The 12,303-nt window shown below is 55.7% G+C and carries 14 protein-coding genes; 5 read left to right on the top strand and 9 right to left on the bottom strand.

Translation table 11 applies throughout. The features are described from left to right. The first annotated feature begins 21 nt into the window (after window positions 1-21). Window positions 22-612 carry a hypothetical protein gene (locus A372_RS0112715; RefSeq protein WP_019421233.1) on the top strand — a complete coding sequence of 197 codons (591 nt, stop codon included), beginning with the start codon at window positions 22-24 and terminating at the stop codon, window positions 610-612. A 186-nt stretch (window positions 613-798) separates the two neighbouring features. On the opposite strand, the gene A372_RS0112710 is transcribed toward A372_RS0112715, so the two are convergent. Further along, window positions 799-981 carry a hypothetical protein gene (locus A372_RS0112710; protein WP_157259537.1) on the bottom strand — a complete coding sequence of 61 codons (183 nt, stop codon included), beginning with the start codon at window positions 979-981 and terminating at the stop codon, window positions 799-801. A gap of 253 nt (window positions 982-1,234) precedes the next feature. Here A372_RS0112710 and A372_RS0112705 point away from each other — a divergent pair, with 253 nt between their 5' ends. Both A372_RS0112705 and A372_RS33850 read left to right on the top strand, forming a co-directional pair. Beyond that, window positions 1,235-1,732 carry a HugZ family pyridoxamine 5'-phosphate oxidase gene (locus tag A372_RS0112705; RefSeq protein ID WP_019421231.1) on the top strand — a complete coding sequence of 166 codons (498 nt, stop codon included), beginning with the start codon at window positions 1,235-1,237 and terminating at the stop codon, window positions 1,730-1,732. Between the two features lie 69 nt (window positions 1,733-1,801). After that, window positions 1,802-2,119, top strand: coding sequence for a hypothetical protein (locus A372_RS33850; protein WP_019421230.1), 318 nt, complete (start codon window positions 1,802-1,804; stop codon window positions 2,117-2,119). Between the two features lie 108 nt (window positions 2,120-2,227). Here A372_RS33850 and A372_RS0112695 read toward each other — a convergent pair whose 3' ends face one another. The 8 genes from A372_RS0112695 to A372_RS0112660 all read right to left on the bottom strand — a co-directional run bounded on the left by A372_RS0112695 (window position 2,228) and on the right by A372_RS0112660 (window position 10,541). Continuing rightward, on the bottom strand, window positions 2,228-3,109 hold the full coding sequence (locus A372_RS0112695; RefSeq protein ID WP_019421229.1) for an SDR family oxidoreductase: 882 nt from the start codon (window positions 3,107-3,109) through the stop codon (window positions 2,228-2,230). Window positions 3,110-3,140: 31 nt separating this feature from the next. Continuing rightward, window positions 3,141-4,298 carry a GNAT family N-acetyltransferase gene (locus A372_RS0112690; protein WP_019421228.1) on the bottom strand — a complete coding sequence of 386 codons (1,158 nt, stop codon included), beginning with the start codon at window positions 4,296-4,298 and terminating at the stop codon, window positions 3,141-3,143. Continuing rightward, complete coding sequence (locus tag A372_RS0112685; protein ID WP_083858844.1) at window positions 4,295-5,623, bottom strand: F390 synthetase-related protein; 1,329 nt, start codon at window positions 5,621-5,623, stop codon at window positions 4,295-4,297. Before A372_RS0112685 ends, A372_RS0112690 begins: the two co-directional genes overlap by 4 nt. After that, entirely contained in the window at window positions 5,607-6,497 is an 891-nt protein-coding gene (locus tag A372_RS0112680) for an MBL fold metallo-hydrolase (protein ID WP_019421226.1), read from the bottom strand. Before A372_RS0112680 ends, A372_RS0112685 begins: the two co-directional genes overlap by 17 nt. Continuing rightward, a complete protein-coding gene (locus A372_RS0112675; RefSeq protein WP_036704101.1) occupies window positions 6,487-7,503 on the bottom strand; it encodes an NAD-dependent epimerase/dehydratase family protein in 1,017 nt (338 codons plus the stop codon). The genes A372_RS0112680 and A372_RS0112675 overlap by 11 nt, the downstream gene beginning before the upstream one ends. After that, entirely contained in the window at window positions 7,503-8,792 is a 1,290-nt protein-coding gene (locus tag A372_RS33845) for an ATP-grasp domain-containing protein (protein ID WP_019421224.1), read from the bottom strand. The genes A372_RS0112675 and A372_RS33845 overlap by 1 nt, the downstream gene beginning before the upstream one ends. After that, window positions 8,782-9,783 carry a beta-ketoacyl-ACP synthase III gene (locus A372_RS0112665; protein ID WP_019421223.1) on the bottom strand — a complete coding sequence of 334 codons (1,002 nt, stop codon included), beginning with the start codon at window positions 9,781-9,783 and terminating at the stop codon, window positions 8,782-8,784. The genes A372_RS33845 and A372_RS0112665 overlap by 11 nt, the downstream gene beginning before the upstream one ends. A gap of 284 nt (window positions 9,784-10,067) precedes the next feature. Beyond that, a complete protein-coding gene (locus A372_RS0112660) occupies window positions 10,068-10,541 on the bottom strand; it encodes a hypothetical protein (RefSeq protein ID WP_019421222.1) in 474 nt (157 codons plus the stop codon). Between the two features lie 153 nt (window positions 10,542-10,694). On the opposite strand from A372_RS0112660, the gene A372_RS33840 reads away from it, so the two are divergent. Together A372_RS33840 and A372_RS0112650 are read left to right on the top strand one after the other, a co-directional pair. Then, window positions 10,695-10,928 carry a YwbE family protein gene (locus A372_RS33840; protein WP_019421221.1) on the top strand — a complete coding sequence of 78 codons (234 nt, stop codon included), beginning with the start codon at window positions 10,695-10,697 and terminating at the stop codon, window positions 10,926-10,928. A gap of 66 nt (window positions 10,929-10,994) precedes the next feature. After that, the coding region (locus A372_RS0112650) for a DEAD/DEAH box helicase (protein ID WP_237728530.1) at window positions 10,995-12,303 on the top strand (1,309 nt) is incomplete at its 3' end.

The following is a 12,303-nucleotide window of genomic DNA, read 5'->3' as shown; positions in this document are numbered from 1 at the left end:
ATATATGGGTTGGTGAGTATAGTGAGCGACAGGAATATTTATATTCTTCTTACAGATACAGGGACGTTGCTGTCCAAAATGATAAAAATGTATACAAAAGCTCCGCTTAATCATGTGTCGGTTGCGTTCGATGCAGATTTGAAAGAGATATACAGCTTCGGGCGCAGACATTCGGTCAATCCGTTTGTTGGCGGATTTGTGAAGGAGCAGGTTCATGGCAGCCTCATTCGCGCTGACAGGCGGCCTACATTGTGCGCTCTATATCGCTGCAGCGTAACGAGCGACAGATATGAGCAGATCCGCAGGCGCGTACAGCAAATGGAAGAGAGCCAGGAGCAATATAAATACAATTTGCTGGGCCTGTTCGGCATTCCATTTAACCTACATATTGAGCGGGAGAACGCATATTTCTGCTCCCAATTTGTCGCGGCGCTGTTTCAGGAGAGCGGAATGAAGCTGGTCAACAAATCCGCGGCGCTCGTTACGCCAGATGATTTCAGAAAGTCGGAGTCGCTCCAGTTGGTATTTAAAGGCGACTTGCGAAATAAAATAAATCATCAAGTTGGATCTGCGCGCTCTCCGTTCCAGCACAGATGGTATCGTAGTGCGTAATCCCAATAATGCTGACGCCTAAGCCAATAATAAGATACAGAAGGGCCTCGCCTATATCGCTGCTCCATCTTTCTTTGCTGAAGTGGATGATGCTGTTATAAGGAAGGCCTTCTTTGTTCAATCACGAGGATAGCATAGCACGACCCACGTGACCGCATTGGGGGAAATCTCCTGGAACGGCCACCGCTACTCCGCATCACGCAATGCTTGATCACTGCCCATAACAGCACATATCCCTGTAAATACGAATCCGATACATGCAAACAGTGTCGTTCTCAGCAGCAGCGACATCCATATTCGTCCCCAAGGCGCGGCTGTATGCTGCGGCAGACCCCGCGTCCGCACGGCGCCGATCCCTGACTTCATCATTTTTCACCTTTTGAATGCAGCTCATCTTATCTGCGAATTTGCCGTTTCTTGTTTTAGAGTCAAGGAAAATATACCATGTGGCAGGCAGGAAGCTCTCACGCTGCAGGATGATCCCGCATCTGGCTGCAGAAGCAAATTTGCGCGTTCATTGCAGCTTGAATTGCGGGGATAAACGTGGTAGCTTTATAAATGATAATTAATTGATAATGATTATCATAATCACTTATGAAAGTGATTAATGGGGGGAGCTTGTATGGAGTTTACGATAGATCTCGCAAAGTATAAGCAGCATTATCTTGAGTTCATAGATAACCGGAAGACGCTCATTATCAGCTCGACGGATGAGCGCGGGGAGCCGTTTGTAAGCTACGCCCCTTTCGTCAAGAAGGACGGAAAACTATACATATACATTAGCCGAATCGCCGATCATTACCGCCTTATCGAGCACAGCACTTGCCTTCACGTCATGCTGCTGGCGGATGAATCGGAATCGCCGAACTTGTTCGGCTTGGAGCGCGTCCGCTTGAGATGCGTGCCGAGGTATATCGGTAACGAGGGATCTGATTCCATCTTTGAACTGTTCGAGGAACGTCACAGCGCAAAGCTGATGAATGTCCTGCGCGGTCTCGACTTTTCCCTATTCGAGCTAAAGCCGGGACAAGGTCGCTATGTCGTCGGATTCGGCAAGGCGTTTGATGTGGACCTGGACGGCAATCTGTTCACGCAGGCGGTAGCTGATAAGAAGAAGTAGCGGTGGTTTGGCGCAATATGCTGCCGCCAAGCATGATGGGACGCGGTCACGTACAGCGCGCCGAGCGTTATGAATCTACTGCCGGACGGATTGGCGGCACAAGCGAGAAGCGGTGATTTCGATGGCCAAATCATCAACTACGTGAATCCGAAGGACGCTATTGGAGCGGGCCCTTTCGAGGAGTATGAGCGTCATGTCGGAGCCACCTATTATTTGGGGGAGGACTTCGAGACGGCCAATGGCAAATATGATGGCATGCGCGGCTGCATTGCTCGCTTCATCGACTCCATTTCCGGCGATAATTATCGCTCGATGGAGCACTACATGTTCAACGCAGACGGCTCGTATCGATTGCGGAGGAGACGACCGGAGAATTGCATCGCATGAAGGAATGGTATGTGGATCATGAATGCGCTGAACAAGCAGGGTTAATATCAGGAGTAAAAGCAAAAGGGAGGCTGTGTCCCGATATCCACGCGGTGACAGCCTCCTTGTTTAGCGCCTTAACGCCCATAGTACGAGCCGTTCATACCATTTCCAAGGAAACAATCGGATAAGGCGCAAGGGAGCGGCGCCCCGACCCATGAAATAGCGCAGCTTCGGTCTTGGGGTACGCGCAATTTTGATGATATGACGCGCAACCTCCTGCGGAGGCGGAGCCGTCTCGGCGCTGCGCTTCGAGAACTGCAGCACCGCTTGGAGCGGCTTGCTGTATGGTGAACCGTCGCGTGCTTGGATGGAAGAGAACCCTTTTCCCCATATGTCGGTCTTGTAAGCACCCGGTTCGATAAGCACGGCATACACGCCAAAAGGCAGCATCTCGAGCCGCAGCGCCTCTGTGAAGCCTTCGACGGCGAATTTGGAGGCGGCATAAGGGGCATAGCCCGGAAAAGCGTACCGGCCGCTAATGCTGCTTACATTGACAATGGTTCCGCTGCCTTGTTCCCGCATCATGGGCAGCACCGCGCGCGTTACGGCGACCGTGCCGAAGAAATTGGTCTCCAACTGGGCGCGCCAAGCGTCCATGTCCACTTCCTCAATGTACCCGCCTGCCGCATAGCCCGCATTGTTCACCAGCAGATCGACCTTGCCGTAGTGCTGCCGGATATGGGCGAAGGCGGCTTCAACGCTCTTCGCATCGGTAACATCAAGGGGCAGCACATGGATGCGTTCGGAGCCGCCGCCTGCCAGCGCTTCTGCCTGCAGCTTCTCTTGCTTGGCCGTGTTGCGCATCGTCGCCACGACATCATATCCGGCGTGCGCCAGCGCGACACTCGTGTAGAGGCCGAAGCCGCTGGATGTACCGGTGACGACAGCGATTGGCCGCGAAGGGGAAGCTGCGGGCCGGTTCGATTCTGTATTTGGCGATGTCAACATGATTCCTCCTTCCTCTTCACTCTTTTTGTGCTCATAATTTGTTGCGTTCCATCAGTGGAACTCCGATACGATTGGCGACAAAGGAGACGAATGACCAGCAGCTTCGGCGGTACGTTGGCAGATGCCGGTTCATGACGGCGGAATATTCCCAGTGCCCAACAGCCCCCCGGTTGCGCTTGAATTGCGCCGCGCCTGAACTCTCGTTCCACTGCATGCCGAGTTGCTGCGCCTCGCGGAACAGGACGGCGGATAGCATGCGGTAAAGACCAGTCTCGAGCGGAAGGGCGGTATCGTAGCCGAAGATAGGCGTCGTCAGAATGCCGCCGCGGCAATAATAACCTAGGATGCCGTCAATTCGGCCCGCAGCTGTGCGCAGGGCAACGAAGCGCAGCGTTTTGTCCGCCAATGCGTGGGCGAAGAAGCGTTCATTGAACTGCGGGTTGTACGGCGAATATTTATCGATATAAAGCAAGTTATAGAGCTGAACCAAGCGTGGAATATCAGCTGGGATCAGTTCGTCATGCTGAACCGTCTCGTATCCGTGCTTCGCAAGCAGTCCTTCATCCCGCTTGATTAACCACCTTGCCTTGGCATTTTGGGTGCGGGAATGGCGTGTATCCAGGTGATAGATTTGGCGGCTTGGCACAAGCAAGCATCCGGCTTCCTCCATGCTTTGGCATAGCTCGGGATAATAGCAGCGGTTCAACGAACGGAACACGATCGCGTAATCCGGGAACCGAGCTTGCAGCATGGCGATAATAGCTGTTACATGCTCTGCCGTCATGTGAGGATACAGGTTCGTGGACAGCAGCCAGTTGTTCACATGCACGACGCGATTGCACCGTGCGAGCTTCATGCCTTGCCCGATGCCGTGTAGCAGCCACGCAAGCGGCCGTTCCAGCAGCGGCTGCTTCAGCATTCCGAGCTCTTGCTTCGCATACGAGACATAATGCGTATATGGCGAGCACACGTATGCGTTGTCGTACTCTTGCTCATTGACGGTAATTGGAAGCACATATTGGCCTTCGATGACGAGCGCCATCATACGGGTCTGAATATTGTCTACATAGTGTTCTGGCCCCTGCTGTATCCACGGTTCTATCCACGCCTGGGCTGCTTTTCCCTCTTCATCTTTCGGCCACGGCAGCTCGCCAATATTGGTCGCGTCATATAGAACTACGGTGCTCATGGTCTGAACTTCCTCTCGATCCGGCGCAGCTTGTGCCCCGCAGGTGGCTGCTTCCAATCGGTAAATGTGATGTCAGGCGCTGCACAATGAACGATTTCACACAATTTGCTCAATTCTTGCGCAATGTTCCGTTCGCATTCCGCCCGGTGTTCCACAGGCACTTGTAGCGCTACCGTAATATGCTGCGGCGCATGCTGAACCGCGGCATAGTGCTCAATCTTGGAAGAGGCGGACATGATCGCACGGCGAATAAAGTCGGGAAAGACCATCGTGAGCGTCCCGTCCAGCAGGGAAGGCATGTAGAACATATCGTCGTGCCGCCCTTCGATGCACTCTAGCGCGGTAAATGGTGAGCCGCACGGGCAAGGCTCATTTCGCTCCGTTAAGACATCGTCCAGCCGATAGCGGATCATCGGCTGGGTCAGACGCCGGAAGTCGGTAATGACGGGTGTGAACTTGCGTGAATGCTTGTTCAGCCATTCCTTCTCTATGCAGACGAGGTCTTCATTCAAGTGGAGCGTCCCGTGCTCGCACGTGATGCCGAGAAATCCTTCCGTGCATTGATAGATTTGGTGTACAGGCTGCTTGAACGCTGCGCTTATAATTGCTTCATCCAGCGGATCCAGCACCTCCGCTGCGGCAAAGAGCTTGCGCGGATGTATCGCGATCTGGCCCTGTGCCAGCGCGTCCGCGAGCATGCGGAGCATGGACGGGGGCGCGACGAGCAGCGTAGGAGCGTATGCGTTCAGCCGCTTGACGTGCTCCCCGAACGGGGCGAGCAGGTCGAAAAAGGCGAACTGCAGCCGCCGCTTGCTCACGCTGCCGTACAAGTTGCTGTCGGCTCGCAGGAATAGCGCAATGCGCTCCCGTGCCAGTACGGATCCAGGCAAGGCCTTGGCGAGCATCGCCCCGGACCATGCCATGCGCTCTTGCGCGCTGACGAGGAAGAGGCCGCGATTGCCCGATGTGCCAGAGGACATGCCCACGGTAATGCCGTTCCATTCGGGCGTGAAATTGCGGCTTTCCTCTGCGGCCAGCGCCACGGCGAACGCATCCTCCTTCCGAATGCCGACGGTATTGAGCGTATCGAAATGCTCCATCATCGTCGACTTATTCATAATCGGCATGTCGCGCCATTGTTCAAGGGGAAGTTCACCCAAGCGCTCGCGGAAGAAGGGAGAATGCGGCACAATTCGCCGCAGTTGCTTCACCACATTACGATGCTGCCACCGCTCCAGCGCTTCCCGGCTGCTCCAACGCCGCCCGTACTTCGTGCGGATGTATTCCCAGGCGGCGGTCATCGCTCCTTTATCCACGTCGGGCATCCCCCTTAATTTCAGACCCTAATACATATCGCTGCTCTGCTTCCCGGCAGTGCGTCGGAATAATGCGCAGCTCCGGCCGTTGACGGTGCAGAACGTGCAGCCGGTGAAGGTTGTCCTTATATTGTCGCCAATCCGCTTTTATCCACTTGACGATCGGCTTCGGGAGCCGGTGCGATGCATAGGCAGTTGTCGACCACGCCGCGTCGGCGCAGAGGAAATATTCCTGCCCCGTGGCGCGCAGAAGCAGGCCAAGCTGACCTGGCGCATGCCCCGATACGTCGATGCCGATGACACTGCCGTCTCCGAACAGATCATATCCTTCCGTGAAGGGTGCATATCCCTCGTTCAAGCTTATTTTGCTGCATGTCTCTTCGATCGGACGGGATCGTTCTCCGAACCGGTCCGGCAATAGCTCAGGCAGAAAGCCTGCCTTCGTGGCTCTGAAAGTGGACATGTCCTGAAGGGGGCGATAGGCTGTGCGCAAATAATAGAACTCGGCATTCGGGAAGTCGCGCACACCGCCAATATGATCCGCATGAAAGTGCGACAAAATGATCTTCTGCACGCGTTCGGGTGGTACGCCGAGCGCACGCAGCTGGTGGGCCGCAGTTTCTTCCTCGCAGATATAGACCGGCGTCGTCCACCGATACAGCTTCGCAGGAAAGGCCGACGTCGCCTGGAAGAAGCGCTCGGAATATCCTGTATCGAACAGGACGGTGCCGAGCCGCGGGTGTTCGATATAAGCGAACATGGCGGGAAAGCGAACGGAACCGAAGCTGCCGCCTTGGATCGTAAGCCATTCCCGATGTGTGCAGTAGCCGGCAGTCATCAAGTTCAATTGGACTTCCGTTCTAACCTCTAGGTTATCTCCCATGAAGCGCTGCACCTCCTTCCTGTGTCCATGCTTCGGCAAATTGCCTCATGCCTTCCTCAATGCTGATCCTTGGTTTATATCCCAGCTTCTCGCGAGCTGCCGTAATGTCGAGCGTCTGGCTGCGGCCGATAAGCCCGACCGTGTAGCGGGTCAGCCTCGGCTCCTTGCCTCCGGCAAGCCAACGGGCGTGAAGCTCCAGCAGGCCGGCCGCCGCCGAAGCAATCGGGTAGGCGAGCGGGATGGGGCGGAACGGCGCATCAAGCAGAGCGAACAGCTTCGCCAACATATCGCTCAGCAGCATCGGTTCGCCGTTCGTAATATTGTACTTCCCGCCGAGTGCGGCCGGAGAGGCTGCGGCGCTGAGCAGCAACGCGTCGACGACGTTGTCGACGTACGTGACGTCGAGCAGCGACCGGCCGCCGCGAATGAGCGGCATATAGCCGACCCGGTTCGCCTCGATCAGGCGCGGGAGGATGGCGCGGTCGCCCGGTCCGAAGATGGCACGCGGCCGCAGCGTGATGGCGTGCAGCCCCGCTTCTTCCACGGCCTGATCCACTTCCCGCTCGGCGAGCAGCTTCGTAGCGGCGTAGGCATTCGCCTGCTTCGGAGGCAGCGGCTCCGCCTCCGAAATATTCAGGCGGTCGCGCCAATTCCAGTAGATGCTCGGCGTCGACACATGCACGAGCCGGGCTCCGCCGCTTACGCAGCCTTGCACGACATGGCGCGTGCCGATGACATTGCTCGCATAGAAGTCCGCGTATGCACCCCATGGGGCAGAAAGCGCCGCACAGTGGAACACGGTATCGTGACCGCGGCATGCCTCCTTGACCCGAGCAGCATCGCACAGGTCGAGCGGAATGAACTGGACACCCATGAGCTCTAGTTCATGGCCTGCGCGAGCATTGCGGCCAATGGCGCTGACCGCATATCCCTCTTCGAGTAACCTGAAGGCCAGACGCTGCCCGAGAAACCCGGTTCCTCCCGTCACTAACGCTCGTCGGCTCATCATTCACCATTCCATTCTATATCTGATGTTGTTGCTTCCATTAGCGAGATGGAGCGTCTGCGGCTCTCCCGCCAGAAGCCTTGCAGCATGACGACTTGCGCAACAAGCGGCTTCGGGTCCTTCCAGCGGAAGATGACGTCGCGCCCCTTCCACAGCTGCGTCAGCCAATAGATGCGCCGCGGATGCTTCCAGCCGTATGCCAGCATAGCGGCCGTCAACATGGCAGGACGGGCGGACGTTGGTTCGATGGGGCGGGATTCACCGCGATTCACACCAAGATGCGCACCGTGACTCGCATCGTGACTCGTACCGTCATCTGTGCAATCACTCGTCCCGTTATCCGTACCGTGACCTGCACTATCATTCATTCCGAAGAATGCCTTGTCCAGCCGATCGGAATCCGTAAAGCAATGGATGCCGCTTGTCGCGCGGGGATTGCATTCGATCGGGTAGATGTCCCGTTCCGGCGTGACGATAAAGTCAAACGCAATCTGCCCCGTATAACGAAGCGGGGCGACAAACCGGCGCACCCATGCCAGCAAATCCGTCTGCGGCTCATGCTTGAAGGCGATGCTGGCGCCCACGCCCGCCGTGAATTCGGAAGCGTAGCAAGCATGCGCACGTACAGCTCCGTCGCGTACGATGCTGTACGTGCAGTACAGCGCGCCGCGAATATATTGCTGCCCGACCCAAGGGTGGGCCGGGGATATATGCATGCCGGCAGGCAGGTCATGGTCAGCGCTTACGAATAACACGCGACTCGCGAAGCGCGAGTAAGCCGGCTTGAGCACGGCGGTGTCCGCCCCAAGCTTCCGCACATAGTCGCTTGCCTCTTCTCTTGATGCCAGCAGCCGCGTCGCCGGTGTCTTCAAGCCAACTTGCCGGACCAGCTCAATGAACTCTCCTTTATGGTGCAGCTGTCTGAGCATCTCCCATGGCGGCGCGAACAGCTCGCACCCGTCAGGCCATGTCCGTTGCCTCTGCGCCAGATAGAACACTTCCTCGCAGGTCGGAATTATGTAATCCACCTGCTCGTCTATCACGATGCGCTCTACTGCGGTATGGAACGGCTCTGGTTCGTGGCGGGGCGGCGGGTAGCGGTAATGGCGCGAGACATAGCGGGAGGCGGATCCAAGCGTCATGCGCAAGCTGTCCGCCATGATGATGCGGTGCCCGGCATCGCCCAATAGCCGCGCCAGCGCCAAGGAGACGGGGGCGCGGCTGCCGGTAATAAGGACGGTGCGAGCACTGTCCCGCGGAACGCCACTAGACACGCTGCTAGTAGTCAAGCACCAGCCCTCCCAGCGACAGTCCGGCAGAGGTGCCAAGCAGCAAAATGCGATCGCCGCGCTGCATCCGCCCTTGGCGAATCGCCTCATGCAATCCCATCGGAATGGAGGCGGCAATCGTATTGCCATGATCCGCCGTAATGTTCATGAGCTGTTCCGTCGCAATGCCCAGCTTGCGGCTAATTAGGCGCATCGCCATGGCGCTGCCTTGATGCGGGATAATGAGCTGAAATTGCGACATCGCCGTATTCCCCGGTCCGAGCAGCCGTTCAAGGAAGTCGGGCAATAGCTTGGAGGCCATTTTATAAATCGCATGTCCGTCCATATGGAACATATAGTCGTGCATCCGAGTATCGTCATAGTGCTTGGCGTGCAGTCCTGTCCCGCCGCCGCGTATCTCGGAATACGAGGCCCCAGCGCTATAAGTTTCCATTAAGGAGGCGATGATTCGCGATTGCTCGTGCTCTTCCGATATGCCGACGATGACCGCAGCGGCGCCGTCGCCGAATAGCACCGCACTTTCTTTATGCTCCCAGTTCAGGCCGACCGAGGCGACCTCCGTCGATATAATGAGAATACGCCGGTAGCGTCCCGCGGCGATCAGATACGACATGACGTCGAACGCCGCCAAGAAGCTGAGACAGGTCGAATTAATGTCAAAGGACGGCACCCCGGACTGCCCTTGCCCCATTGCTTGTTGAATCAATGCGGCTGTACATGGAATCGGCTGCTGCATCGTTCCGCTCGCGCATACGATGCAGTCGATGTCAGCGAACGTGAGCCCCGCGTCCTGTAGAGCGGCTTGCGCAGCGAGTGCTCCCATCTCGGCAGCCGTTTCATCTTCAACGAAATATCGCACGCGCACATCTGACTTTTTCAAGGACCAACCGGCGGGAACGCCGAGCTTCAGATCCATCTCCTCCGAGGTGATGCGCTGCTTCGGCAAATATGCCCCCGTGCCGATTATTTTCAAATTTCTCTCCATACCCATCGCTATCATTCCTCTTGTTGATTATCTATCATGACATGAAACTTACACTCATTACCCAAAAGCCTCCTCTATTGTAACGCGCATTGGCTTGGAAACTCTATCATTTTCTCGCATACGTTCGTTCGGCTTTCTTTCAGTGTGAAAAAGACGGTACATCATCACAGAGCACCGGAAGTGGCTTTTTGAGCGGCTATCCTGTAACATGGGGAAAACGGTGGGAAGTGAGTGGTGAAGCACAAACAAAATAAAAAACGCTCTCCCTGATGGAAAGAGCGTATACACTGTTATTTGGATTGAATAAACCCTTCTTCATGCAAATATTCCACGGCTTCTTCGTAAGTTTCAAAGGCCATTTCCAAATTGGACATAGCATAGACGTTCCATAAATCATGCTCATGAATGAGCACCAGCGTCTCTTTGTCTTGATTGATCCAAATCTTCTCGCCCAAGCCTCTCAAGGCGGATCCTTCCGCATACGCTCCTGGTGCGAGCGAATCGATGGATGCCCGAATCAAGGCGCGAAGCTCTTCTTCCGTATAGTCCCGAATATTGACCATGCCCTTCGGGTATGTGGCATATCCTTCCAGATTCCCGGCGTATACGAAGCCATTTCCGTTCGGATGCAGGTGATATACGACCGTTTTTTTATCCAATGCGCTTTCTTCATAATGGAAGTTCACTCGTCCAAGCGAGACGTCCTTGCGCTGCAGCTCGGAGAAGGACTCGATCACCGCTAATTTTTGTTCAAACGTCAGCATGTTTCCTCCTGAATATGGATCGGAATCCATTTTGCCTGTTCATTATACCATATGCATAATAACGTGTATAATATGGAGGATAACGTTGGAAAACAGTAGCTAACATCGAAATTAAAATGCGGTTTTTCGCTGGACAGGAGCTTTAGGTTACGTATGGTAAATAACGGACAGCATCGTCAACATATTCATGCCGGTCTGGAAGTGGACATTGTGTTAAAGCAGGACCAACGAACAGGGAAGACGACTCGCGGCAAGGTGAAGGATATATTAACGAACTCACCGTACCATCCGCACGGAATCAAGGTACGCCTGCAGGACGGTCAAGTCGGCAGGGTCAAGACCATTATTCACACAACGCAATCGGGCGGCAATTCGTCTGAGAGTTAAAGAAAAGGGGTGGCCTATCTGTCAGGCTTCATACAACTAGGGGTTCAGCAGGAACTTAATCAGACTTTGAAAAAGAACGGCATTGCCGTTCCGACGCCCGTTCAGCAACAGACAATTCCCGTTGCGCTGGCGGGCAAGGACGTCGTGGCGCAGGCGCAGACGGGTACAGGCAAGACGCTCGCATTTCTGCTTCCGATGCTGCAGCGAATCGATGTGAGCAAGCCCTATGTTCAAGGGCTTATTGTGGCGCCGACACGCGAGCTGGCTCTGCAGATTACGAAGGAAGTCCGCAAGCTCGTCGACAATCAGAACGGCGTAAAAGTGTTGGCCGTATACGGTGGACAGGATGTAGAGCGTCAAATGCAGAAGCTTCAGGGCGGGCGGCATCTCGTCATCGCTACGCCAGGCAGACTGCTCGATCATTTGCGCCGGGGCACGATACAATTGTCGCATGTGGACACACTTGTTCTTGATGAGGCTGACCAAATGCTCCATATGGGCTTTCTGGCCGAAGTGGAGGAGGTAATTCGAAATACGCCTTCCAGACGTCAGACGCTGTTGTTCTCGGCTACGATGCCGGGAACGGTGCGGCAGCTCGCAGAACGCTTCATGCGCAAGCCGGTCGACATTCGGATCCGCAGCGAACGCGTCACCTTAACAGGGATTAGACAGATCCTCATCGATACGAGCGACCGGGCGAAGCAGGCGACATTGTGCCAAGTTATTGACGAACACCGTCCGTACCAGGCCATTATTTTCTGCCGGACGAAGCGCAGAGCGAGTACGTTGAACGAAGCGCTCCTTGCGCAGGGATACGATTCGGATGAGCTGCACGGCGATCTGTCGCAAGCGAAGCGAGAGCAGGTGATGCAGCGCTTCCGCGATGTGAAGATGCAGCTGCTCGTTGCCACAGACGTGGCCGCACGCGGATTGGATGTCGAAGGTATAACACATGTGTTCAACTACGACATTCCGCAAGATGCGGAAAGCTACATTCACCGAATTGGACGGACGGGACGAGCTGGCAACAACGGGTATGCAATTACGTTCGCCGCGCCGAGGGACCGTGTGTATCTGGAGCTCATCGAGAGAGGCATCGGGCAGAAGCTGGAGAAACGCGGAGCAAGCGGTGGAACTGATTCGACTGAGTCAACTGATGGGTCTAGTCGGACTGGTCGGACTGGTGGGTCTGGTCGGACTCGTGCGACTGACAAGCGCCGCAGCAATGAAGCCGATCGCGGACGTCGCGGCGAACGTTCCCGAGCCCACGGCAGCAAGCCGGGATCATCGAAGCGGGAGCACGCTAGGAGCGAGAAGCCGCAGCGGGATCAGCGGAAGCAGGCACGGCCAGGACAATCTGGGTCTGAACGCCGCA

This window comes from Paenibacillus sp. OSY-SE, from assembly GCF_000283315.1.
In the GTDB taxonomy this organism is placed as follows: domain Bacteria; phylum Bacillota; class Bacilli; order Paenibacillales; family Paenibacillaceae; genus Paenibacillus_B; species Paenibacillus_B profundus.
The sequence above is the reverse complement of the archived record's forward strand: the minus strand, read 5'-3'. Positions and strand labels throughout refer to the sequence as shown.